Source organism: Nocardia sp. NPDC052112 (genome assembly GCF_040680135.1).
Lineage (GTDB): Bacteria > Actinomycetota > Actinomycetes > Mycobacteriales > Mycobacteriaceae > Nocardia.
The window spans coordinates 278,057-301,960 of record NZ_JBFAWD010000004.1; the positions used below are offsets into that span (position 1 = coordinate 278,057).

Sequence of the window (23,904 nt, forward strand, 5' to 3'; positions counted from 1 at the left end):
ATCGCACCGTGATGTTCGCCATCCGGATCAGCCGCGACGGCCCGGCGACCGGGTCCGGTGTCCATCCACTCGGCTTGCGACAGCCGACCGGCGGCGTAGCGTTGGCCGGTATGGAGCCGACCACCGAAGTGGTGACGGCGCGTCCGGCACCCGCGCTCGCGGCGTTCATCGATGGGTACGTCGGGTATCGCCTGAGCGGGTTCGCACCCGGATTGCATCGGGGACTGCCGTCGCGGCATATGACGTTCATCGTGTCGATCGGGCCGAGTATCGCCGTGGTGGCGCAGACCGATGCGCGGCAGTCGCCGGAGGATTACCGGTGTGTGCTCAGTGGGCTGCAGGCCAATTCGGCGGTCATTTCGCACAGCGGCTATCAGGAAGGGATCGGGATCGAATTGACCCCGCTCGGGAGCCGGGCCCTATTCGGGATGCCCGCGAGTGCGCTGTGGAATACGTCGGTGGAATGCGCCGAGGTGGCCGGGCCGGTCGGGCGGCAGCTATGGGAGGAACTGCAGGAGCTGTCGAGTTGGCCGGAGCGGTTCGCCGCCTGTGATCGGGTATTGACCGCGCTGGCCTGTCACGATCGACTGGTGACGCCCGAATTGACTTGGGCCTGGCGAACTTTGGTCGAATCCGATGGTGCGGCACAGATCGGGCGGCTCGCCGAGCAGATCGGTTGGAGCCGCCAACATCTGGCTCGCCGCTTCGGTGCGGAGTTCGGGCTCGGTCCGAAACTCGCCGCTCGGATCGCCCGCTTCGAACGCGCCCGACGAATCCTCGGCCACACACCGTCGTACGTGACCATTGCCCAGGTCGCCGCAACCTGCGGTTACTACGACCAAGCCCACCTCGACCGCGACTTCGCGGAACTGGCCGGTTGCAGCCCAACCGCGTGGCTGACGGCAGAGACATCGACTGGCTGATCCCTGGTTGATTTCTGCCGAGCCAGGACTTCAGCGCCACGGCGGCGAGCGAACAACTATCCGAAATGATCAACCGCCCACAGCTGTCGACCATGAATCGGAAGCAGATTCCATCCGTCCAAGACCCGGCGAGGTCCCGCGAGTGAGGCTGGATGCATGACGACACCAGTGAATTCCGCACCGTCCACAGCAACCCGCACCGCCGTCTGGCCGTGCCTCAACTTCACCGACGCGCGCGCCGTGGTGGCCTTTCTGACCGGCGCATTCGGCTTCGAAGAGGTCGCGCTCTACGCCAGCGAGGACGATCCGTCGTTCATCGAGCACGGTCAGCTGCGCTGGCCACTCGGCGGCGGAATCATGTTCAGTTCCATCGGCAAGGGCGACAACCCGTTCTGCGCCCGCGGGCCGGGTACCGATTCGATCTACCTCGTCTGCGAGCAACCCGATGCCCTGCACGACCGTGCGGTGGCCGCGGGCGCGGAGGTGGTGCGCGGCCTGCGCGATGAGGACTACGGTTCGCGCGGCTTCACCGTCCGGGATCCGGAGGGCAACCTCTGGAGCTTCGGCACCTACTGGGGCGAGTAATTCGCGTGGACGACGGCGGCCGTCGGCAGCGCGGCCGTCAACGTCCACCGAGACCCGATGCCGCGATACCACGGACGAACGCCCGCTGTGCGATCGCGTACACCACCACCAGTGGCAGCACGACGACCACCGCCGCGGCCATGAGAATCGGCCATTGCGTGTGGTACTGGCCCTGCAGCCGGACCAAACCCAAGGTGGCGGTGGCAATGTCGTTGCGCTGGATCATGATCAGCGGCCACAGGAAGTCGTTCCAGACGGTGATCCAGGTGAGCACCCCGAGCACCGTGAGCGCAGGACGGGTGTGCGGCAACAGCACTCGCCAGAAGACCTGCCAAGTGGTGCAGCCGTCGACAATCGCCGCCTCCTCGAGTTCGGCGGGCAACGTTCGGAAGAATTGGCGCATCAGATAGGTACCGAAGGCGCTGCCGAACAGGCCGGGAACGATCATCGCCCATGGTGTGTCCACCCAGCCGAAAGCGCGCATGATCAGGAATTGCGGGATCACGGTAACCGTCAGCGGCACCATCAACGTGCCCAGGTATGCAAGGAAAAGCACGTCGCGTCCGCGAAATCGCAAGCGCGCGAACGCATATCCTGCAAGCGAACAGAAAAATACCTGCCCCGCGGTGACACACAACGCGTAGCACGCGGTATTGACCAGCATCCGTCCCAGCGGGAGCAGGTCGAAGACCTTGCCATAGTTGGACCACTGCGGATGCGCGGGAACCGGTGTCGGCTCGGTGATCTCGCCATCGCGCTTCAACGAGCCCGACAGTGCCCACAGGATCGGAAACAGCGCACACCAGGCGATGCCGATGAGCGCCAGGTAGAGCAGGACACCGCGTACCGTCCGGCGCAGCACGGCCCGTTCCACCCGACCGGTACTGCGTGCCCACACACCGATCCGCATCGGAAGCGACCGCCGAACGATCTCGTACGTATTCACAATTCCACCTCCGTGCGGCGCGCGAACCGCAACTGCAATAGCGTCAGTACCAGCAGAATCGCGAAGATCACCCAGGCCAGCGCCGCCGCATAGCCGACCTCGTAGAACCCGAAGGCGTTCTGGAACAACATGATTCCGAGCAGATAGGTCCCGGTCTCCGGCCCGCCGCTACCGCCGGTCAGCGCATAGGCCTGATCGAAGGCCTGCACCGAGTTGATGATGGTGATAACGAAAACGAAAGACAGCGGCCCACGAATCAACGGCAGCGTCACCGACCAGAACCGGCGCAGTGCCCCTGCGCCATCGATGCGCGCCGCCTCGTACAGCGTCTCGGGCACCCCCTGCATCGCGGCCAGCAGGATGACCGTCGCGAAAGGCACACTCTTCCACACGGTCACGATGCTGAGCGAGACCAGCGCCCAATCCGGGTCGGTCAGCCAGGGCACCGGATCGATCCCGACCCAGCCGAGCATGATATTGAGCAGCCCGTCATCGGTGGTGAAGATGAAGCGCCACACCACGGCCATGGCCACTGTCGAGGCGACCAACGGCAGGAACGCGATGGTCCGAAAGATCCCGATACCGGCCAGCTTTCGGTTGAGCACGGCGGCAACGGCGAGTCCGATCACCACCGTCGGCACCAGCGTCAGCACCGTGAACACCGTGGTATTGCGCAATGCGATGAGAAACAACGGATCCGAAGCGAAGAGCCGCCGATAGTTCGCTGTTCCGACAAACCGCGGCGCACTGAACAAATCCCACGAGTGCAGACTCAGATACAACGAAACCCCCAGCGGGAACAGCAAGAACACCACTACCGCCGCCAGATTCGGCGCGACGAACACCCAACCCGCCCGCTCGCGCCGCCGCGCCAGCTGCCCCTTTTCGTGTGGCGCACCATTCACGGTTTGCCGAAGCCGGATAGTCACGAGGATTCCAGGAGTTTATCGATGTCGGCGGTCAGGGACGCGCTCACGGACTCGGCGGTCGCGGCACCGCGTAGCACCCGGTTGCCACCGCGCTCCAACAGCGCGGAAACCTTGCCCCACACCGGAGTAACCGGCAGCGCTCGGGAATGCTCCGGCCCCTCCGTGAACACCTGGAGGTTGCCTATCTCGCGATGCGCGGCCGCGAAGCCAGGCGAGCCCATTGCGGATTTCAGCACGGGCACGAACAGTCCGGAGGCCGCGATAATGGCCTGTCCCACCGGCCCGGTCGCGAATTTGACGAATTCCCATGCCTGTTCGATGCGCGGACTGTCCGCCGCAATCGACAACCCGGTGCTGCCGACATCGGTGATCGCCCCCGGCCCGCCATGCGGGCCGACCGGCAACACCGTGACATCGATGGGCACATCATCCTGTCCTGCGAACTCGGAATACAGCCAGTGCCCACCCATCGCCATCGCCGCCCGCCCGCGGCGGAACAGATCTGGGGCCGAAACCGACTGCTGGTCAGCGACTTTCGGTGCAACCCGATGGCGAACCGCGAGATCGGCATAGAACTGGAACCCCTCGGCGAACCGAGGATCACCGAGATTGGTCCTGGTCGGATCCACCGACGGTGAGAACCACTCGGCCCCATTGTTCATACCGAAACACGCGGCCGAGAAGTACGGCACCCAGGCGTCGGCGAACCCCCACTGCGGGGTCCGCCCCGATGCCTCATGAAGCGTGAGTTCCCTTGCGGCATCGAGGAATTCGGCGAACGACCAGGCATCCCGCCACCGGGTCGGCGCGGTCACTCCGGCAGCGGCGAACAGCTTCCGGTTGTAGTAGAGAAATACCCCGGACCACTGTTCCGGCAACGCGTACTGCCCACCACCGTAGGTAAAGGTGTCATAGAGCGCCGGATAACTGTCGGTACGCAGTGCGGCAGCGTATTCGGGCTCCCGATCGAGCAGCGTGCGCAGATCCAGCAGCACCCCGCGCTCGGCGAGTCCGGCATAAAGCAACTCCCACGCCATCATGACGTCGGGACATTTGCCACCCGCGCAGTAGGTGAGCATCTGCTGTAGCGGATCCGGCCCGGACATGATGGTGCGAATGCGGATATCCGGATGCCGCCGCTGGAACTCGTCGATGATCTTCAGCCGGACCCGCGCCTCCTCCGGCCTGGCCTGAAAGAAGAAGGTCAGCGCGTCGTCATCGGATCCGCAGCCGGCGGTGGCGAGCAGCGGCGCGGCCAGCACCGAACCGAGCAGCGTACGCCTGCGCAACGAGAGCCCTCCTCCAGGCGGGTGTGGAGCTTGGCGGAATCGCATGGCAGCATACGTTCGGCAACACCGACGTGACGGCCGACACACGAACAAAACTTAACGTTGTCCAAAGCCGATGGGAAACCAGCCCGATCGGCAGCACCGATCGGCTACGTTGTCACATGTTTGAGCAGCATCCTGCGCGTTTTACAGGAGAGTAAGCGGATGGCGACAATCGAATATTTGCGGACGGATCCCGATCTGCCGCCCGTCGGGGTGGTCGATCACTCCCCGATCACACCACGGAAGAAGGCGATCTTCGGAGCAATCGCGGTCGTCGGGGCGATCGCCTGGGCCGTCCTCGCCATCTCGCGCGGTGAGAACGTCAACGCCGTCTGGATCGTGGTCGCGGCGATCTGCACCTATGTGACCGCCTACCAGTTCTACGCCAGGCTGATCGAATACCGGATCACCAAGCCACGCGACGATGTGGCCACCCCCGCCGAGGAATTGGAGAACGGCAAAGACTACATGCCGATGGACCGGCGGGTGCTCTTCGGACACCACTTCGCCGCCATCGCGGGTGCCGGTCCACTGGTCGGACCGGTGCTGGCCGCGCAAATGGGTTATCTCCCGGGCACCATCTGGATCATCGTCGGTGTTGTCCTCGCGGGCGCGGTGCAGGACTACCTGGTGCTGTGGGCCTCGTCGAAGCGCCGTGGGCGCAGCCTCGGACAGATGGCCCGCGACGAACTCGGTCCGATCGGCGGCGTCGCCGCGATCATTGCCGTGCTGGTGATCATGATGATCCTGCTCGCGGTGCTCGGCATCGTGGTCGTGCAGGCACTGGCCGCGGTCAAGGGTCCGGACGGCGCGCTGCACGGCGGCAGCCCGTGGGGCGTGTTCTCCATCGGCATGACCATCCCGATCGCCCTGTTCATGGGTCTGTACCTGCGCTTCGTGCGGCCGGGCCGGGTGGGCGAGGTATCCATCGTCGGCTTCGCACTGCTGCTTTTCGTCATCATCTCCGGGCGTTGGGTTTCCGAATCCGGCTGGGGCCGAGACCTGTTCACGCTGTCCGGCACCACCATCGCCTGGCTGCTGATCATCTACGGTTTCATCGCCTCGGTGCTGCCGGTGTGGCTGCTGCTCGCGCCGCGCGATTACCTGTCGACGTTCATGAAGATCGGCACCATCGGCCTACTCGCCCTCGGCATCGTATTCACCATGCCGGTGTTGAAGGCTCCTGCCGTATCGCAGTTCGCGCACAACAGCAACGGTCCGTCCTTCGCGGGCAGCCTGTTCCCGTTCCTGTTCATCACCATCGCATGCGGTGCGCTGTCGGGATTCCACTCCCTGGTGTCCTCGGGTACCACGCCCAAACTGCTGGAGAAGCAGTCGCATGCTCGGATGATCGGCTACGGCGGCATGCTGATGGAGTCGTTCGTCGCGGTCATGGCGATGATCACCGCGAGCATTATCGACCAGCACCTGTACTTCGCCATGAACGCGGGCGCCGGACTCACCGGCGGCACCGCCGAGAAGGCCGCCGCCTATACCAATTCCCTCGGTCTGAGCGGTGATCCGATCACCGCGGGTGAGTTGACCCAGACCGCAAAGGATGTCGGCGAGACCAGCATCATCTCGCGCACCGGTGGCGCGCCGACGCTGGCGATCGGCATGTCCCAGGTGATGTCCGGATTCCTGGGCGGCTCCGGGCTGAAGGCGTTCTGGTACCACTTCGCGATCATGTTCGAGGCGCTGTTCATCCTCACCACCATCGACGCCGGTACCCGTGTCGCGCGCTTCATGCTTTCGGATTCGCTCGGCAATCTGGGTGGTCCGGCGAAGAAGTTCAAGGATCCGTCGTGGCGGCCCGGTGCGTGGCTGTGCTCGGCCATTGTGGTCGCGGCCTGGGGGTCGGTGCTGTTGATGGGTGTCACCGATCCGCTCGGCGGCATCTACACGCTCTACCCGCTGTTCGGCATCGCTAATCAGCTGCTTGCCGCGATCGCACTCACCGTCGTGCTGACCATTCTGATCAAGAAGGGCCTGGTGAAGTGGGCGTGGATCCCCGCGCTACCGCTGATCTGGGATCTGACCGTGACCATGACCGCGTCCTGGCAGAAGATCTTCTCCGCCGATCCGAAGCTCGGCTACTGGAAGCAGCACAGTCAGTACAGTGCCGCCCGCGCTGCCGGAAAGGTGTTGGGGCAAGCCAAGAATGCCGGCGATATGGACAAGATCGTGCGCAACACGTTCATCCAGGGCACGTTGTCGATCATCTTCGCGGTGCTGGTGTTGGTCGTCGCGGTGGTCGGTGTAGTGGTCTGCTACCGAGCCTGGCGGGCGGGCGGCGGACCGAGCAGCGAAACGCCGGAAGAACCGTCGAAGATCTTCGCACCGCGTGGCTTCATCGCCACTGCCGAAGAGAAGGCGGTGCAGAAGGAATGGGACGCCCTGATCGAATCGGGGCAGGTCCGGGCACCGGGCGCCGCACATGCCAAGGGCGCGACAGCGGAACCAGCCGTACATTGACCGCAGCAGCGCCGCCGAATGACGGCCGGTCGCCTCGACCGGCCGCCATTCGGCGGCTGCGGGTCGCCGGAAATGTCTGTGCCGCAAAGGTTCGCGCATTCGCCTCATGGTTCAATGCGGTGCTGGGTGGCCAGGATTACCAGCGCTATGTGGACCATCTGCAACGCAATCACCCCAGTCGTGAGATTCCGTCGGAGCGCGAGTACTGGCGGCGGCGCCACGCGGATGCGGATACCAGTCCGCAGAATCGCTGCTGCTGAACGGGAGCGGATTCGCACCCGGATGGGCATCGATGCCGCGCTGCCACATCTGCCGCGCGGTCGTCGTCCGGGTGAGCGTTCCGGTGTACGACTATTCGATGGTCAACTGGGCTTCGCCACGCTCGTGATCCAACAGCCGACGCTTGACCGGCAGGCCCCACCGGAACCCGCCGAGCGCTCCCCCGATGCGCAGGACTCGGTGGCACGGCACGAAAAGCGCCGCGGCATTGCGGGCGCAGGCATTGGCGGCGGCACGGGTGGCATCGGGACGCCCGGAAATGGCGGCGTATTCGGTATAGGTGACCGGATCGCCCGCGGGGATCTTGCGCAACACTTCCCATGCGTACATGAGGAATTCACCGGATCGCTGACGCACCTCGATCGCATCGATCGCGGTCAGCTCGCCGCGATGGTAGGCGGTGATCGCGCGGGTCACCGCGCCGAGATCATCGCGTTCGCGTAACTCACCGGGCCGCAGACTCGGGTGGATCAGCTGCCGCAAGTTCTCGGCGTCGACGGTCCAGCCGGAGGCGAGTACGGCACCATCGGCATCGACCAGCGCGGTGAACGCGCCGATCGGAGTGTCGCAGGTCGCGAAATCGGTTGTCACGATCGAGTCTTCGCTTTCGGTGCGGCGACGGACTTCGTCGCGGAGGCTTTCGGGGGTTCGGCTTTGCGTCCGGCGAGCGCGGCCTTCCATAGCTGCATGGATAGATATGAACGCCACGGTGCCCAGCGTGCGGTATCGGTGAGATCGACGCCGAGCAGGGTGGCGCCTTGGCGGACAACGAGATCGGTGTCGAGCAGGACATCCGGATCGGCCAGCAGCCGCATGGTCACATAGTCGGCGGTCCACGGTCCGACACCGTCCAGTGCCAGTAGGTCCCGGCGCAGGTCGGTGGCGGTGCGTCCCTGGTGCAGCACCAGATCGCCGGCGGCGAGAGCCGAGGCCGCGCCGATAATCGAGCGGGTCCGTCGCGCCGGACCGGTCAATACCTCGGCTCCGCGTTCGGCGATCACGGCCGGTGTCGGGAACAGACGTGCGACCGGCCCGTCGATCGGCTCACCGAGCGCCGCGACCAGCCGGGCGGTGTGGGTGGCGGCGGCGGATACCGAAATCTGCTGACCGATCATGGTGCGCAGCAACAACTCCGGGCCATCGAAAGAGCCGGGCACACGGATACCGGGCGTGAACGGCGGGCGCGCCTGAGCACGGCGGGCGGTGGCCGCACCGACATTGAAGGGGTGTTCGGCCGGTGCCGCACCGGCGTCCGGGAGATCTCGTCCGGACGTCACGATGACGTCGGTAGCGGCGGGCAGCGCGCCGAGCGCCTCATCGACGCCGACCGGGTCCGCATCCAGGTCCAGCAGGTGCCGCAGTCGGGCGACGGTCGGTGCGAGATCGCGCATATCGTGCAGGGACAGTTCGGCGCGCACGTGGTCGCGCTGGAAACTCAGCCGCGTCGTCGCATGTCCGTGCGGGGTGCGCAGGCTGCGGGTGTAGGCGCGGTCCTCCCACAGTTCCATACCCGGTACGACATGCGAGGAGAGGAACCACTCGAGCCAGCCCCGGTCCAGCGGCTCCCGAAAGGGCAGCCGCAACGTCAGTGCGCCATTGGTGGCGGGTACGAGGTGGCTGCCGGAGCGGGTCACCCGCTGCGCCTCGGTGCGCATGGTGGTCGGACTGACCGCGAACACCTCGCGGACCGTGTCGTTGAACTGGCGAATGCTGGCGAATCCGGCCGCGAAGGCGATATCGGACATCGGCATGGTCGTGGTCTGGATCAGCAGCCGCGCGGTGTGCGCGCGATGTGCCCTGGCCAATGCCAGCGGACCGGCCCCCAGTTCGGTGGTGAGCACCCGGGTCAGCTGGCGCTGCGAATAGCCCAGCGAAGCGGCCAGCGCGGGCACGCCACCGCGCTCGATGACGCCGTCGCCGATCAGTCGCATGGCCCGCGCGGCCAGGTCGGCGCGGGTATTCCACAGCGGTGAGCCGGGTGCGGCATCGGGTAGACAGCGACGGCAGGCCCGGTATCCTGCCTGCTGCGCCGCAGCGGCCGTCGGCAGGAACGTCACGTTGGAAGGTTTCGGCGTGATCGCCGGACATGAAGGGCGGCAATAGATTCCGGTAGTTCGCACGGCGGTGAAGAACTGGCCGTCGAATCGGGAGTCCCGGGTCGACACCGCCCGATAGCAGCGCTCGAAATCCAAAGCCGTGATCGTCACTTAATCCACAATGGCAGCAACCCGCATCGGACGCTAGCGGAAATCCGCCATAGACCCCTATGGCGGGCGCGAACAAGTCAACCGGTGGGCACCCGCGACAATTCGAATTGCCGAGCAGCACAACGGAATGTAGCGCCGGGCGTTACACTGCCTTCGCGAGATTTGGGCCGGAATATCGGGATATGGGCCGAATACGAGGGCGGGCGCATGGTTGGCGTCGGAGACCGCATCGCGGGCCGATACACATTGCGGGAACTGTTCACGCTCGGTGGCGAGGGGATGGCCTGGCGGGCGACGGATGCGGATCTGGGCCGCGATGTTGTGCTCAAATGTCCGCGCCCGGACGATCCGGACAGTGCCCGGCGGCTGCGCACCGCCGCGCGCAATGCGGCGGCCCTGCGGCATCAACATATCGTCGGCGTATTCAACATCTTCGAGCACGACAACGTGTGCTGGCTGATAACGGAGTACGTGCCGGGTTACTCACTCGCCGAGATCGCGCGTGACCAACGCAAACTCGGCCCGGCCCGCGCCGCCGTGGTCGGCGAACAGATCGCGAGCGCGCTGGCACACTGCCACGATCGCGGCATCCTGCACTGCGATATCTCCCCGGAGAACATCATCCTCGCCGATGACGGTGACGCCTTCCTGACCGACTTCGGCAGCTCGCTCGACCTGCGCAATGCGGGCACCGGCGACACCCCGGATCTCGAGGCCGCGCGTGGCAAGTGGCGGTATCTGGCACCCGAGGTCGCGGCTGGCGGTCCCACCGGCCCCAAGTCGGATGTCTACGCACTCGCGACCTCGCTGCTCGCGGTCACCGAACGGCAGCGCCGACCGGGGCCGTTCGAGGCCCTGCTCACCCAGCTGACGCTGCCCAACCCGAACCACCGCCCCGCTGCCGCAACGGCCGCGGCCCGCTTCGCGAGCCTCGAGCAGACGCCGCGCGACTGGGATCGCACGCTGCTGCGACGGGTTGCGCTCGGCGCCGCCGAGGTGATTGTGGTGGCGCTGCTGGTGGCGGCTGGTGTGGCAATGCCCGGTGTCGCGGCGCCGGATCCGTTCGGCGATCCGCAATCGGCCGACCCGTGCGCGCTGCTCGAACCGACGACGCTGGCCGAGTTCGGGCGGATCGATCTGAGCAGCGACGGTGCCAACTTCGATAGCTGCGATCTGCGCGTGCGACAGTGGGGTGAGGATTTCCACCCGGATATCGGCCAGGTCCGGCTGACGCTGTCCGTCGAAGCGCCCGAGCAGACCTCGCAGGTGTCGTTCACCCGCGTCGGAAATGTCACCATCGCATCGGAACCCGCGGGCAGCACCAGATGCGTTCGGACCCTGATGCTTTCGGGCAGTGCGAATGTCGCGATAGTCGGCGAACGCAAGACGCCCAACGGCCCGGACCCGTGTGTGCTGGCCGATATCACCGCCGACCACGCACGAGATATGTTGTTGCACGACCCGATCCCGCGCCGACCCGGCACCTTCCCGACCGGATCGTTGGCATGGCGCGACGCCTGCGCCCTGGTGGACGTACCGACCCTGTCCCGGGTGGCGGGCGTCGACGCGGTGCATCCCGCCCCCGGATTCGCTCGGTGGTCGTGCCGTTGGAACAGCACCATCGACGGTCACGTCACGGTGCGCTACGACCGTGACGCGCCGAAGACCGCGGAGGCCGGACAGCCGCTGACCCTCGCGGGTCTGCCGAGCTTTCGCCGATCCGGTGCCAAGGACACCGACGACTGCATCGTGCAGATCCAGTACCGCCGCTTCCGTGGCACATCGAGCAGTGATCGGGCCGAAGTCGTCGTGGTCAAGTTCCACGCATCGCAGCCGGCCGAGCAGCGCTGCGCGACCGTCACCGATCTCGCGACAACCGTGGCGGCCAGCCTGACCAGATGACGCGCGGACCGGTCCGGTGCACCCGGTGCGACGCTCGGATCGGACCAGACCGAAGACAAGGAGGTCGTCGTGCCGCAGGGAAAGCCGAGACGCAAAGGCGTGTATCCGATGTCCCCGTCGGATCACGGATTGGCGAGAGGAGCCGGCGGCACCGCGCCGGGCACGATCTCGGTGCTGTCGATGGCCGGCGGAGTCCACGGCACGCCGCATGACGGGAACTTCATCGAATTCGGCCGCAATCTCGAACAGGTGGATGTCGGCGTCGGCGGGGACGACCTGCGGATCAGCCGTGTGCACGGAACCCTGACCTACCGGCGCAGCCACTGGCATCTCGACAATATCGGCAGCGTGCCCATTCGATTGCCGCAGGCCCGGCTCGTCTTCGAGGGTGAGGAACCATTCCCGCTCGACACCGGCTACACGCCGATGTTCATTCGCGGATCCCACAATCGCGAACACCTGCTCGAGATCTACGTCACCGGCCTCGACGGCGATCTGCCCGCACCCAGGCATGAGCACCTCACCGAGCAGCCCGAGCCGTGGCCGCTGGAACCGGACGAGAAGCTGGCGCTCGTCGCACTCGGCCAGCCGTATCTCTACCAGGAACGCTGGCCACAGCCGTGGACCTGGAAGGAGACCGCCGCGCTGTTGCACGCGCTGCAACCGGACGCGGGCTGGACCGACCGACATGTCGCCGATGTGATCGGACGCGTCCGTGCGCGCCTCTCGGATGAGAAGTACGCGCGCGCCTGCGGTCACGAACCGGTTCCCGGGCTGACCAGGGATCAACTCACCGAACCGATCGGCAATATGCTCAATCACAACCTGCTGCAGGAACTCATCCAGTCGACCACCATCGTCCCCCGCGATCTCCAACTCCTCGACGGCCCCTGAGCTCGGTCCGCTAGCCGCTTACGCCGAGCGACGAATAATGCCGCGGCCGTGCACTAGCCCGCCGCGGCCATCCCGCCGCACAACCATGCCCGCGAAGCGGTCCTCGGCTTCGCGACCGCGATATCGGTCGCCCGACGACTTCGGTCGAACTCGGATATTCCAGGAATATGTCCGACGGTTCGTCTGGTGGCGACGAACCACAGCCGTTGAGTATGAGCAACGCGCAGCGTATGCGGCGGCCCCGAACCCTTCGGCTACACGCGAAATCCCTCTCTACCAATGCAATTGGGACTCAGGATACGCGAACCAGCGTATGGACAGCTACTCCGGACCGGTCCGGAAGCGCTCGGGAGAGCATGTTCGAACCAAGGTGAGGATCTACCGAACGGGGTGACCGAGCAGTCGAGGGGTCTCGCTCGGACGCGGCCGGGATACGTCCGACGGGTACTCGTTCCGGAAACGGTGCCTGACTTCGGATTTCCGCGAGGTGCCTCGGAAAGGCCGACGAATGGACCGAACGATGCAGGTGTACCGACCGTGCGACCCAGGCGGTCGCACTCGGCAACGCGTCGCTGCTCGGCATCGGGTACTCGATGCTGCGGCGACGCCACCTGGCCGTCACCACGACGGCGATCACGATCGGGCTTGGTCACCCTCCTCGCCTGCTTCGTGCGGGACGCGTGGTTCGAGGTCATCGTGTTGCTGTGGTGGCTGGCTGTCACCGCGCACGGCTGGATCCTGGCGGGCGGCCCGAAGTCTCGGCAGGGCGGATCATGGAAGCAGCGACTGCTCGCGCTCGCTGTCACCATTGCGGTGCTGGCGGCGATTGTGCTGCTTCGTGTCGAGGCCGCGCGGATCAAGGCCGATATCGTCCCGGCGCAGTTGTCACGCTTGCCACGCAATGACGGTCTGCTCAGGCGACAGTGGTACGAAGGTGCGAGCCTGCTCGCCCGCGGATGACGTGCAACCGGCTCGGAATACGCTGGCGCATTTCGTCGACGTGGCTGACCACGCCGACCACGCGCCCGCCAGCACGGAGTTCGTCGAGCACGCCCATGACGGCGTCGAGGGTGTCGGCATCCAGTCCGCCGAAACCCTCGTCGATGAAGATGGTGTCGAGCACCACGCCGCCGGATTCGGCCGCCACGGTGTCGGCGAGGCCGAGCGCCAATGACAGTGCGGCCATGAAGGATTCGCCACCGGACAGGGTTTTGGCGGGGCGGACAGCGCCGGTGTAGTCGTCGCGGATATCGAGGCCGAGGCCACCACGACGACCGCGCGGGCCCGCCTTGTCGGAGTGCACGAACTCGTAGCGGCCGCCCGACATTCGACGCAGGCGAACCGAACCCGCCAAGGCCACCTCTTCCAGCCGGGCGGCAAGTACATAGGAGCGCAGCGACATTCGACGATTGTTCTCGCCTCGGCCCGCGACGACCTCCGCGAGCGCCGCCAGCTCCTCGTGGGCACGCTGGACCGGAGCGATCCGATCGACCGCGGCCCACAGCTGACCACCCAGATCCTCCAGCAGGTTCACCCGCCGGGCGGCCTCGGCGTGCGCGGCGACGGCTGCGTTCAGTTGGGTCTGCGCGGCCGACACAGCGGACTGCAACTCCGCGAGATCGCCGGGTTCGCTCGATGCGGCAGCTCGGATCTCCGGCTCGGCGAGCACGGCCTCGGCATGTGCGCGAGCCCGATCCGCGGCGACCAATTCCGCTTCGATCTCGTTGCACCGCTGCGAGGTTCGTGAGGCAGCGTTGACCACTCGCGCGTATGCCGTCAACAAGGCGACGTCGTCGCGCCGCCGCGTGCCGGCCTCGGCTGCCGCACCCCTGGTGACCTCGCTCCCCTCGGTCGAATGGGATACCGCTCCAGCACGGAAGCCATCGGTGACCGCATCGCTATTGCCCGCGCCCTCGGGATCGGTGACCCGCGAAGCATTCGGACCGTGCGTCGCGACGGAACTGTCTGCCTGCTCGATGACGAACCCCGCTGTCAGCGCGAGGCTTTCGACTCGGTCGGCGACCATCGTGACCTGATCGGCCGCAGCCGACTCGTCGCTGCGGGCGTCACGGAGGGCGGTGGCGTCGCCGATCAGGGTGTCGAGGCGAGTGCGGCGGCGGTCGATCGTTTCGTCGGCGCCCGCGGCGGCGCGCAGGCGGTCGGTGAGTTCGGTGAGGCGCGCGGCGGCGGCGGCGATTCGGGTGGTGACGGTGCTGCGGCGGGTATCGGATTCGCGGAGTTCGTCGTGCAGGCGCGATTCGTCGGTGCGCAGGCGCGACAGTTCGGCGGTGAGGCTGTCGGAAAGGGTGGCGAGTTCGGCAGCGTCTTCGTAGCGGTCGGTGGCCGCGCGCAGGGCGGCGGCCAGCTCCACGCCATCGGCATCGCCGCCGCGAGCGATGAGCGTATCGATTTCGCGTTCCAGATCCGTGATTCGGGCCTGCACGCGGTCGCGGGAGTCCTCGGCCGCGCGTTCGGCGGTGGCCGCCGCATCCTCGGCCTCCTTCGATACCGCGCTGGCTGTGGCGCGGGCCGGTGCGGGGTGCTCGGCGGAACCGCAGACCGTGCACGGCTCGCCGTCGATCAGCTGACCGGCGAGTTCGGCGGCCATACCGGCCAACCTGCGCTCGCGCAGGTCGAGTACGCGTTCCCTGGCATCCAGATGTGCGGCGCGGGCCGATTCCCATTCGATCCGGGCGTGGTCGAGAGTTGTGCTGCGACCGGCGAGTTCGACCGCCGCCCTGGCCGCAGCCTGCAGGCGTTCGCATTCGGCGGTCAGGGTGGGCAGTTCCGCTGCGGCCTGGGCGGTTTCACGCAGCCGGGTCTCGATGGTGGCGATCGATTCGGGCAGTTGCCGACGCATCCGAGTCAGTTTGTCCACCCGGCCGGTGAGTGCGGTGTCTTCCTCGCGCAGCGTGGCGAGTTCGGAGGTGAGCCGGGTCGCGGTGGTCGCGTCGGCGCGCACTTCGTCGAGCGCGCCGATCTGGGCGCTCCACCGTCTGATGGCCGCATCGACGTCAGCGCCGGCGACGACGACCGGCGTCCCGTCCGCGTCGGGCTCCACCGTGATCAGCTCATTACCTGCGATATCCGCGCCCGCGGGTTCGGCGAGCAGCGCGGCCAATCGTGCGGCGATACGGCGGGTTTCGTCGGATTTGCGCCTGGCGTGCATTACCGCGGCGCGGGCCGCATCGACGGCCTCGACGACCGGCGCGGCACGGTGGGCCGACTCGAGTTCGGCCTGCAGAGCGGCGCGGTGCGCGGCGGTGGCCGCGTATTCGTCGAGCCGCTCGCGGGCCGCGGTCATGCGGCGGCGCAGTTCGTGCAGACGGCGCTGTTCCTCGGCCCGGGACATGAGGCGGGCCGATTCCTGTTGGCAGCGTTCGGCTTCCGCCGCGGTCGTGCTCAGTTCGGTACGCGCGGTCACGAGCAGATCTTGCGACCAGCCGACCGCCTCCAGCGGCCCGACGGGTTCGGCCGCCGTCTCCCCCGCCGCCACCGCGACCTGCGCGATCAACCGATCGATGCTCTGCTTGCGCGAGTCCACATCCGCGGCCGAGGCCCTGCGCTTATCCGCCAACCACTGCTCGGCACTGCCGAAACGCTCGGTGTCGAAGAGCTTTTCGAGCAGCTTCTCGCGTTCCTCGTTCTCCGCGCGCAGGAATCGCGCGAAATCGCCCTGGGGCAGCAGCACGACTTGGAAGAACTGGTCCGCGCTCATGCCGAGCAGCCTGATGATCTCGTCGCCGATATCGGTCAGGCGAGCGAGGTTCGCGCCGCGTCCGTCCAGCCATTCCAGCGTCGCGGCGGCATTTTCCTTGACCCAGCCGCTTTTGGCCCGCTTACTCGGCCGCTGGAATTCCGGCGAGCGCGTCAACCGCACTCGTCGGCCACCCAGCGTCGCTTCCAGCACCACCCGCGGCGGCGTCTGCTCGTCGGCATGATCGGAATGCAGCCGTTTGCTTTCGCCGCGTGCGCCCGGCACACTGCCGTACAGCGCGAAGGCGATCGCATCCAGCACCGTTGTCTTTCCGGCACCGGTCTGCCCGTGCAGCAGGAACAGTCCATCCGCACCGAGCGCGTCGAAGTCGACAACCGTGGTCTCGGCGAACGGGCCGAATGCGGTCATCTCCAGCCGGTGCAGCCTCACTCAGCGCTCCTGGTAACCGCAGTCGCCGCGAACACCATCCGCCGCGTCGTCCGGTCGGCAACGAATTGTGCGGACGCTGCGCCGATCCACACGGACCTGCCGCGATATCAGATGCCGGTGCTCGGCTGCGGACACGCGGGGTGTGGACAGCGCTACCACCCCGACGCTGCCCGGCACGGATTCTCCGAGGCAAGCGACTGGCTCGAGCGCGTTGTCCGCCGACCGATCGCCACTCATGCGGACAGTTCCCCGGCAAGTGTGACCGCTGCGGGCAACACCCGGTCGGGTTCGGCCACGGCGGCGGCGAGTGCTCGTTCCAGCCATGCCATTTCGCCCGGGGTGGGTTCGCCGCGGACGTCGGTGAGGAAGCTCTGCGCTACCTCGGTATCGCGGCGGCCGTGCACACGGTCACGGTAGCGCAGTTCTGGATTGCCATCCGGGCGTGACCATTCCACATGCACCGCGTGTGGGAAGCGTTCGCGCAGTGTGCGCATGGCGTCGACGGGGCGGGCGTAGTCGGTGAGCGTCGCCGAGACATAGTGCTCCTCGGCCTCGGCATAGGCTGTGTCACCGAGCAATTCGTCGAGCGTGCCGGTGAGACGACTCAGACCGCGCACTTGCGGGAGGTCGCGGCGCCGCACCGCATGCAGGCCGGTGGCATCCAGGTCGACCAGCCAGACCGCCTTGCGGTGCGAGGTCTCGGCGAACGAATACGGCAGCGGGGAACCGGAATAGCGCACCGATTGCGACAGTGTCTGCGGTGAATGCAGATGTCCGAGCGCCACATAGTCGATACCGTCGAATGCCGACAGCGGCACGGTCTCCACGCCGCCTACCGAAATCGAACGCTCGGAACCGGTCGCCTCACCACCGACCACGAAGGCGTGGGCGAGCACCACGGTACGGGTGCCGGGGCGCTCGGCGATATCGGCTCGGATCCGGCTCATTGCCGCATCCAGGATCTCCGCATGCGAACGTGCCTGCGGCACATCGAGTTCGGCGCGGGTGATCTCGGGCTCCAGATAGGGGATACCGTAGCAGGCGATCGCACCGTGCGCGTCGGACAACAGCACCGGTTGATCGGCGGCAGCGACCGTGGTGCGCAGATGCAGACCGCCCGCCGCCGCGAAACTCGCACCGGCACCGAGCCGTGTCGGGGAATCGTGATTGCCGGACGTCGCGATGATCTGGGCGCCGGCCGCACGGATGGCCTCGAATCCCTGGATACACACCGCGATCGCGTCAGCGCTCGGAATGGACCGGTCGTACACGTCCCCCGGCAGTACGACGACGTCGACGGATTCCGCGGCCACCAATTCGGCGATCGCCGCGAGCGCGGCGGCCTGATCGGCAAGCAGATCGACCCCATGGAATGTGCGCCCGATGTGCCAGTCCGAGGTGTGCAGCATCCGCATGCCGCGAAACCGTAGGCGATCGCACCGACACACTCCAATTGCCGCGCCCGTCGTGTCGGATTCCGGCAATTCCGTGCGGCGTGTCGGCGGCGTTTTTTCCGAGTTTGCTGTACGACCCACCGCAACCGACCACATAGTACGAATCCGCGGCTCCCGTCCACTCGTCGACGCGCTGCTGCCCGATAGCTCTCGGGTTTCGAACTTGTCGGTGCCATGGGGCACTATCTGCGCTATGACCGCACCGATGCTCGTCGCACTGATGCTGGTGTTCGCCGCCGGGGTGGGGCTCGGCTGGCTCGGGCATGCCGCGCGTGCCGGGCAGCGCGCGACGGCGGCGGAGGCGAGACTGGCCGCCGCCAGCGATAACGAGCGCCTGCTGCGGCAATCGCTCACCGCGGCGAATGAGGATGCGGCACGCCGACATTCGCATGCCATCGGCGCCATGGTCGATCCGCTGCGCGAAGCGGTCGGCGCGCTGAATCAGCACATCCAACAGGTCGAACATCACCGCATCAATGCCTATTCGAGTCTGCGCGAACAGGTCGCGGGCATGCAACGCACCTCACATCAGCTCACCAGCCAGACCAGTCAGCTGGTCGCCGCACTGCGCGCGCCGCAGGTGCGCGGGCGCTGGGGCGAGATCCAATTGGAACGGGTGGTGGAACTGGCGGGTATGACCCGGCACTGCGATTTCGACACCCAGGTGAGCCGGGCCGCGCGCAGCGACGGCACGACGGAACGCACCGGCATGGTGCGGCCGGACCTCGTGGTCGAACTGGCGGGCGGCAGGCAGATCGTGGTGGACGCCAAGGTGCCGTTCACCGCCTATCTCGATGCCACCATGGCCGACGACCCGGACGAGCGCGCCGAACTGCTCGGCCGCCATGCCAAGCATCTGCGTGCCCATATCGATCAGCTGGCCGATAAGGGGTATTGGCTGGCCTTCGATCCCGCGCCGGAGTTCGTGGTGCTGTTCGTGCCGGGCGACCCGTTCCTCGATGCCGCACTGACCACCGATTCCGGCCTGCTCGAGTACGCCTTCGGCCGCAACGTGATCCTCGCTACTCCCACGACGTTGATCGCGTTGCTGCGTACGGTCGCCTTCGGCTGGCGGCAGGAAGCACTGTCCCGCGACATGGCAACCGTTCAGCAATTGGGCCGCGAGCTCTACAACCGGCTCGGCATGACCGGCCGACATCTGGACCGCCTGGGCGCGCAACTCGGTAAGGCCGTAGACGCTTTCAACTACACCGTGGCCTCGGTGGAGTCGCGGGTGATGGTTACCGCACGCAAACTCCACGATCTGGAAATAGCCGAGCAGGAGGTCCCGGCAATCCATCGGGTGGATTCACTGCCACGAGCGGTCGGCTTCGCCGACACCGACGATCAGCCCCCGCGACCGCCGTGCCATAACACCACCGAGCGCGGCGGCAGTTAGTGTCATGGTGTGGCTGCTTCCCAACGTGTGCAAACCCGGGTGCCCGCGCCGCATCGTTCGATCCTGCCCTCGGTGCCGGGTATTCCGGCCGGGGCAGCTGTTCTGATCGCGGTGGCGTGCACGTTTCTGGGTTTCCTGATCGATGCCCACGGCGAGATTGACGAGCTGACCGGGACGTTCAACACGTTATACGTCGTCGGCTGCGTCGCTGCGGTGCTCGCCGTTCGCTATCGGGGCATCTTCACGACGATGGTGCTGCCACCGCTACTGCTGTTCGTCGCGGTGCCGCTGGCATATCAGCAGCTCATCGGTCACGCCTCGACCGGTCTCAAGGACATCCTGCTGAATCTGGCGATCCCGCTGGTGAATCGCTTTCCGATCATGGCGCTGGCCACCGTGCTGGTGCTGGCTGTCGGCGCCGGGCGGATCCTGCTACACAGGCGCGAGGAGGCCGCGGGACGCGCCGACGAAGCCCGTCGCGGCACCAGCTGGGGCCGCCGGAACACACCCAAACGCACTAGGCCGGAGCGCACCGAGGACGACTCGCTCCCCGATGCAGCGCGCCGCCGCACCCGCCGTCCCCAGGCCGATACCACCGACCTCGATACCGATCTGCACCTGCCGCGCCCGTCCCGTCGCGGTGCTTCCGAAGTCGCGGACGCCCCGCCGCGCGTGGGCGGCGCCGCAAAGAGCGCACGGGGTGACGAACGCCCGAGCCGCGACCGCCGATCGAACGCCCGCACCGCCCGCCCCGGCGCCGCAGCCGCCCGAAACGAGGGCGACCCGAGCCGAGCCGGACGCCCCGCGGCAGCACCTCCTCGGGCCGAGGGGGATCCGAGCCGGGCCGCCGCGAGCAGGCGGCGCGGTGAAGCCCCACCACCGCACCCTCAGCCCAATGTCCGCTACCGCGAACGCGATTCGAGCCGCACCGAACGACGTCGGCCGGAGAACCTGTAGCCGAACACCTCATCGCCCGAGGCGCCGTCCGACAGCGGCACACGCGACGGCTCCCGTGCACTGCCTCGAAAGCTGCTGCCGCAACTCAGCGGCGTTGCGCGGAGCCCTGCGATCTCTCGGCGCAACGCAACAGCACAACGCAGACAGGAACCCAGACGGGTCGGACATCAGCTCCACACGAGATTCGCCAACTCATCACACAAACGCACAGCATCCTGCAACGCGAATACCAGCGTTGCAGGATGCTGAAAGCCCTCGGCGCAGCTCAGCGACGTGACGCGCGCAACTCCCGCGGCAGCGCGAATACCAACGTCTCGTTGGCGGTCGTTACCGGCTGCACCTCACCGAATCCGTGTTCCGCCAACATATCCAGCACGCCGCGCACCAGGATGTCGGGCACGGACGCACCCGAGGTGATGCCGACCGTGCGCACGCCGGCCAGCCATGCCGGATCGACCTCGCGGGCGTAGTCCACCAGGTACGCGGCCTTCGCGCCGGCGCCGAGCGCGACCTCGACCAAGCGCACCGAATTCGACGAATTGCGCGAGCCGACCACGATCACCAGATCGCATTCCGGCGCCATTGCCTTGACCGCGACCTGCCGGTTCTGGGTGGCGTAGCAGATGTCGTCGCTCGGCGGATCCTGCAGCGCCGGGAACCGCTGCCGCAGCCGCTGCACCGTCTCCATGGTCTCGTCGACGCTGAGCGTGGTCTGGGAGAGCCAGATCACCTTGGACTCGTCGCGCACGGTGACCCGGTCGACCGCATCCGGACCGTCGACGAGCTGCACATGTTCAGGCGCCTCCCCCGCAGTGCCCTCGACCTCCTCGTGCCCCTCGTGACCGATCAGCAGAATGTCGTAGTCGTCGCGGGCGAAGCGCTTGGCCTCCTGATGCACCTTGGTCACCAGCGGGCAGGTCGCATCGATCGTGCGCAGGTTGCGCGCCGCCGCCGACTCGTGCACCGCGGGTGAGACACCGTGCGCGGAGAAGACGACCAGTGCGCCCTCGGGCACCTCGTCGGTCTCGTCGACGAAGATCACGCCCTGCTCGCGCAGCGTTTCGACCACGTGACGGTTGTGCACGATCTCCTTGCGCACATAGATCGGCGCGCCGTGCTTGTCCAGCGCCTTCTCCACCGTCTCGACCGCGCGGTCCACACCGGCGCAGTAGCCGCGCGGCTCGGCTAGCAGCACGCGCTTACCACCGTCGGCATCGGCGGATCCGGAACCGGCCGAGCGGGCGATTCCGACGTTCAGGGGGATGGCCGAAGACATGCCCCTCAGCTTACGTGCGGCCGATGCGTGCCGGGCGGCCGGTTACGTCGTTTTCGCCACACTCGCACCGGGCGAAAAGGCGGTCGACCGACGCAGCACCCGGTACGTGCGCGGTCAGGTCCGCGGAGGCAGCCTGCGCAGCCCGGTAGGGCCCCGCAACGCCAAATAGATTCCGTGTCTGTGACACCAGTGCTTTGCATAGCATCCCGTATCGGGCAGGCTAGGAGCATGTTTCGACCACCGTTCCTGGCCCGTGTCGCCGCCGGCGCCGCCGTATACGCCATCGAGGAAACCCGTCGGCTACCAACTGCCGCAATGAATTTCCCGATCACCGCGATCAGTCAGATGTTGCAGACCACCATGCACGTCCAGCAGTTCGTGACGAGCCTCGCCCTCAAGGGCGACGGCGTATTCGACCGTCTCACGAACACCCCCGTCGAACAGCCCGACTGGGCCACCTTCGACGAGGACGCCGAGCCGGAGTTCACCGCTTCCGCCCGCACCAGCCGTTTCGACCTGTACGCCGACGACGAATCGACCGATTTCGCCGCCGATGCCGCCCGTGCCGGTGAGACCAATGGTCACGCCGCCTCGGTACAGATCATCGCCGTGCCGGAGACCGAGGTTTCCGAGGCACCCCAGCCCGAACCCGAGCTCGAGCCCCAGCCCCAGCCCGAGCCCGAGCCCCAGCCCGCGATCGTCGAGCCAGAGGTGGCCACCCGGTACGACTACGCCAATATGACCCTGGCCCAGCTGCGCGCCCGCCTGCGCATGCTGACCGTCGATGACCTGAACGCCCTGCTCGATTACGAACAGCAGACGCGCGCCAGGGCGCCGTTCGTGACCATGCTGACGAATCGGATCGCCACCGTGCGGGCTCAGTGAACGAACCCCCGACGCCCTCGTCGACGGTTGGCCGGGAATCCGCCGGCCAACCCGACCGAGCGGCTCCCGCCAACTCCGCCGAACACCCGTGGCCGGTGCGTTCGGTGGCCATCAAGGTCGCCCAGTGGATCGATCGGCTGGGCAGCATCTGGGTGGAGGGCCAGGTCACCCAGATCAATCTGCGTCCCGGCACCAGCACCGCATTCCTGGTGTTGCGGGATACGGCCGCCGATATGTCGCTGTCGGTGACCTGTCATCCGGATCTCATTCGCCGCTCCGCTGTTCCACTGCAGGAGGGCAGCCGAGTCGTGGTCTACGGCAAGCTCGCATTCTTCACCGGTCGCGGCACGATTTCGTTGCGCGCCATGGAGATTCGCCCGGTCGGCATCGGTGAGCTGCTGGCCCGCATCGAACGGTTGAAGGAACTGCTCGCCGCGGAGGGACTATTCGATCCCCGGCTGAAGCGGCCGATCCCGTTCCTGCCCAAGACAATCGGCCTGATCACCGGCCGAGCCAGCGCGGCCGAGCGCGATGTGCTGACCGTGGCCCGAAACCGCTGGCCCGCAGTATGTTTCGAAATCCGCAATACCGCGGTGCAGGGTCCGACCGCGGTACCGCAGATGGTGCAGGCCTTGGCCGGACTCGATCGCGATCCGGCCGTCGAGGTCATCGTGCTGGCCCGCGGCGGCGGCAGCGTCGAGGATCTGCTGCCCTTTTCCGATGAGACGCTGTGCCGCGCGATCGTCGCCGCGACCACCCCGATCGTCAGCGCGATCGGACACGAACCCGATAACCCGCTGTGCGATCTCGTCGCCGATCTGCGCGCCACCACCCCCACCGATGCCGCCAAGCGCATCGTGCCCGATGCGGCCGCCGAACTGGCCGGGGTCCGCGATATGCGTGCGCGTGCCGCCGCCGCGCTGCGCGGCTGGGTCGACCGCGAAACAAGGGCATTGGCCCAGCTCCGTTCCCGGCCCGTGCTGGCCGACCCGCTGCGCGAACTCGACCGCCGCTATGACGAGATCGAACGCCTGCGCGTTGCCGCCCGCCGCACCGCCGAACACCTGATCAACACCGAAACCACCGCAACCCGCCATCTGCGCGAAAAACTCACCGCGGTGGGCCCGGCCGCGACGCTGGCGCGTGGTTACGCTGTCGTGCAGCGCGTCAGCGGTAAGCAGCGGCATGTGGTCCGCTCGATCGAGGACGCGCCCGCAGGCAGTCAGCTGCGGATCCGGGTCGCCGACGGTGCCATCACCGCCGCCGCGCTCGGCACCCAAGCACTCGGCACAACCGATACAGGGAGGAACTGACC

At 66.9% G+C, this 23,904-nt stretch carries 19 protein-coding genes; 11 read left to right on the forward strand and 8 right to left on the reverse strand.

Annotation, left to right across the window (positions count from 1 at the left end):
- The first annotated feature begins 11 nt into the window (after nt 1–11).
- The gene (locus AB0L58_RS09715) at nt 12–923 is read left to right on the forward strand and encodes a helix-turn-helix domain-containing protein (RefSeq protein ID WP_364384559.1); all 912 of its coding nucleotides are present in this window, start codon (nt 12–14) and stop codon (nt 921–923) included.
- Nucleotides 924–1,079: 156 nt separating this feature from the next.
- On the forward strand, nt 1,080–1,508 hold the full coding sequence (locus tag AB0L58_RS09720) for a VOC family protein (RefSeq protein WP_364383889.1): 429 nt from the start codon (nt 1,080–1,082) through the stop codon (nt 1,506–1,508).
- Between the two features lie 37 nt (nt 1,509–1,545).
- On the opposite strand, the gene AB0L58_RS09725 is transcribed toward AB0L58_RS09720, so the two are convergent.
- Genes AB0L58_RS09725 through AB0L58_RS09735 form a run of 3 tightly spaced genes read right to left on the reverse strand, consistent with a single transcriptional unit; the run spans nt 1,546 to nt 4,717 of the window.
- Nucleotides 1,546–2,418, reverse strand: coding sequence for a carbohydrate ABC transporter permease (locus tag AB0L58_RS09725; protein ID WP_364384562.1), 873 nt, complete (start codon nt 2,416–2,418; stop codon nt 1,546–1,548).
- Nucleotides 2,419–2,450: 32 nt separating this feature from the next.
- Nucleotides 2,451–3,329 carry a sugar ABC transporter permease gene (locus AB0L58_RS09730; RefSeq protein ID WP_364384565.1) on the reverse strand — a complete coding sequence of 293 codons (879 nt, stop codon included), beginning with the start codon at nt 3,327–3,329 and terminating at the stop codon, nt 2,451–2,453.
- 50 nt (nt 3,330–3,379) lie between these two features.
- Complete coding sequence (locus AB0L58_RS09735) at nt 3,380–4,717, reverse strand: sugar ABC transporter substrate-binding protein (RefSeq protein ID WP_364383892.1); 1,338 nt, start codon at nt 4,715–4,717, stop codon at nt 3,380–3,382.
- Between the two features lie 159 nt (nt 4,718–4,876).
- Here AB0L58_RS09735 and AB0L58_RS09740 point away from each other — a divergent pair, with 159 nt between their 5' ends.
- Nucleotides 4,877–7,189: a carbon starvation CstA family protein gene (locus AB0L58_RS09740; RefSeq protein ID WP_364383895.1), complete on the forward strand. Its 2,313-nt coding sequence runs from the start codon at nt 4,877–4,879 to the stop codon at nt 7,187–7,189.
- A gap of 56 nt (nt 7,190–7,245) precedes the next feature.
- Nucleotides 7,246–7,449, forward strand: coding sequence for a YbdD/YjiX family protein (locus tag AB0L58_RS09745; protein WP_364384568.1), 204 nt, complete (start codon nt 7,246–7,248; stop codon nt 7,447–7,449).
- Between the two features lie 91 nt (nt 7,450–7,540).
- Here the strand turns inward: AB0L58_RS09745 and AB0L58_RS09750 are convergent, their stop codons facing one another.
- Both AB0L58_RS09750 and AB0L58_RS09755 read right to left on the reverse strand, forming a co-directional pair.
- Nucleotides 7,541–8,059 carry a methylated-DNA--[protein]-cysteine S-methyltransferase gene (locus AB0L58_RS09750; RefSeq protein ID WP_364383898.1) on the reverse strand — a complete coding sequence of 173 codons (519 nt, stop codon included), beginning with the start codon at nt 8,057–8,059 and terminating at the stop codon, nt 7,541–7,543.
- Nucleotides 8,056–9,675 (reverse strand): Ada metal-binding domain-containing protein, encoded by a 1,620-nt coding sequence (locus AB0L58_RS09755; protein ID WP_364383901.1) that lies wholly within the window; start codon nt 9,673–9,675, stop codon nt 8,056–8,058. The genes AB0L58_RS09750 and AB0L58_RS09755 overlap by 4 nt, the downstream gene beginning before the upstream one ends.
- A gap of 207 nt (nt 9,676–9,882) precedes the next feature.
- Here AB0L58_RS09755 and AB0L58_RS09760 point away from each other — a divergent pair, with 207 nt between their 5' ends.
- The 3 genes from AB0L58_RS09760 to AB0L58_RS09770 all read left to right on the forward strand — a co-directional run bounded on the left by AB0L58_RS09760 (nt 9,883) and on the right by AB0L58_RS09770 (nt 13,431).
- Nucleotides 9,883–11,577: a serine/threonine-protein kinase gene (locus AB0L58_RS09760; protein WP_364383904.1), complete on the forward strand. Its 1,695-nt coding sequence runs from the start codon at nt 9,883–9,885 to the stop codon at nt 11,575–11,577.
- 108 nt (nt 11,578–11,685) lie between these two features.
- On the forward strand, nt 11,686–12,471 hold the full coding sequence (locus AB0L58_RS09765) for a hypothetical protein (protein WP_364383906.1): 786 nt from the start codon (nt 11,686–11,688) through the stop codon (nt 12,469–12,471).
- Between the two features lie 645 nt (nt 12,472–13,116).
- Nucleotides 13,117–13,431 carry a hypothetical protein gene (locus AB0L58_RS09770; RefSeq protein WP_364383909.1) on the forward strand — a complete coding sequence of 105 codons (315 nt, stop codon included), beginning with the start codon at nt 13,117–13,119 and terminating at the stop codon, nt 13,429–13,431.
- Here the strand turns inward: AB0L58_RS09770 and AB0L58_RS09775 are convergent.
- Nucleotides 13,385–16,618, reverse strand: coding sequence for an AAA family ATPase (locus AB0L58_RS09775; RefSeq protein WP_364383911.1), 3,234 nt, complete (start codon nt 16,616–16,618; stop codon nt 13,385–13,387). The genes AB0L58_RS09770 and AB0L58_RS09775 overlap by 47 nt on opposite strands.
- Before the next feature lie 233 nt (nt 16,619–16,851).
- Nucleotides 16,852–18,033 (reverse strand): exonuclease SbcCD subunit D, encoded by a 1,182-nt coding sequence (locus AB0L58_RS09780; protein WP_364383914.1) that lies wholly within the window; start codon nt 18,031–18,033, stop codon nt 16,852–16,854.
- Nucleotides 18,034–18,265: 232 nt separating this feature from the next.
- On the opposite strand from AB0L58_RS09780, the gene AB0L58_RS09785 reads away from it, so the two are divergent.
- Both AB0L58_RS09785 and AB0L58_RS09790 read left to right on the forward strand, forming a co-directional pair.
- Entirely contained in the window at nt 18,266–19,471 is a 1,206-nt protein-coding gene (locus tag AB0L58_RS09785) for a DNA recombination protein RmuC (protein WP_364383917.1), read from the forward strand.
- Between the two features lie 9 nt (nt 19,472–19,480).
- On the forward strand, nt 19,481–20,428 hold the full coding sequence (locus AB0L58_RS09790; RefSeq protein WP_364383920.1) for a DUF6542 domain-containing protein: 948 nt from the start codon (nt 19,481–19,483) through the stop codon (nt 20,426–20,428).
- A 265-nt stretch (nt 20,429–20,693) separates the two neighbouring features.
- Here AB0L58_RS09790 and AB0L58_RS09795 read toward each other — a convergent pair whose 3' ends face one another.
- Nucleotides 20,694–21,704: a 4-hydroxy-3-methylbut-2-enyl diphosphate reductase gene (locus tag AB0L58_RS09795; RefSeq protein WP_364383923.1), complete on the reverse strand. Its 1,011-nt coding sequence runs from the start codon at nt 21,702–21,704 to the stop codon at nt 20,694–20,696.
- 228 nt (nt 21,705–21,932) lie between these two features.
- Between AB0L58_RS09795 and AB0L58_RS09800 the strand changes: the two genes are divergently transcribed.
- Both AB0L58_RS09800 and xseA read left to right on the forward strand, forming a co-directional pair.
- The gene (locus tag AB0L58_RS09800; RefSeq protein WP_364383926.1) at nt 21,933–22,589 is read left to right on the forward strand and encodes a lipid droplet-associated protein; all 657 of its coding nucleotides are present in this window, start codon (nt 21,933–21,935) and stop codon (nt 22,587–22,589) included.
- Nucleotides 22,590–22,684: 95 nt separating this feature from the next.
- A complete protein-coding gene (gene xseA / locus AB0L58_RS09805) occupies nt 22,685–23,902 on the forward strand; it encodes an exodeoxyribonuclease VII large subunit (RefSeq protein WP_364384571.1) in 1,218 nt (405 codons plus the stop codon).
- Nucleotides 23,903–23,904 lie beyond the last annotated feature (2 nt).

Bases quoted from the DNA above. Each gene is read 5' to 3' on its own strand.
- AB0L58_RS09735 (WP_364383892.1), bottom strand. From the start codon at position 4,717: ATGCGATTCCGCCAAGCTCCACACCCGCCTGGAGGAGGGCTCTCGTTG.
- AB0L58_RS09720 (WP_364383889.1), top strand. From the start codon at position 1,080: ATGACGACACCAGTGAATTCCGCACCGTCCACAGCAACCCGCACCGCC.
- AB0L58_RS09800 (WP_364383926.1), top strand. From the start codon at position 21,933: ATGTTTCGACCACCGTTCCTGGCCCGTGTCGCCGCCGGCGCCGCCGTA.
- AB0L58_RS09725 (WP_364384562.1), bottom strand. From the start codon at position 2,418: ATGCGGATCGGTGTGTGGGCACGCAGTACCGGTCGGGTGGAACGGGCC.
- AB0L58_RS09715 (WP_364384559.1), top strand. From the start codon at position 12: ATGTTCGCCATCCGGATCAGCCGCGACGGCCCGGCGACCGGGTCCGGT.
- AB0L58_RS09765 (WP_364383906.1), top strand. From the start codon at position 11,686: ATGTCCCCGTCGGATCACGGATTGGCGAGAGGAGCCGGCGGCACCGCG.
- AB0L58_RS09785 (WP_364383917.1), top strand. From the start codon at position 18,266: ATGACCGCACCGATGCTCGTCGCACTGATGCTGGTGTTCGCCGCCGGG.
- AB0L58_RS09780 (WP_364383914.1), bottom strand. From the start codon at position 18,033: ATGCGGATGCTGCACACCTCGGACTGGCACATCGGGCGCACATTCCAT.
- AB0L58_RS09795 (WP_364383923.1), bottom strand. From the start codon at position 21,704: ATGTCTTCGGCCATCCCCCTGAACGTCGGAATCGCCCGCTCGGCCGGT.
- AB0L58_RS09760 (WP_364383904.1), top strand. From the start codon at position 9,883: ATGGTTGGCGTCGGAGACCGCATCGCGGGCCGATACACATTGCGGGAA.
- AB0L58_RS09740 (WP_364383895.1), top strand. From the start codon at position 4,877: ATGGCGACAATCGAATATTTGCGGACGGATCCCGATCTGCCGCCCGTC.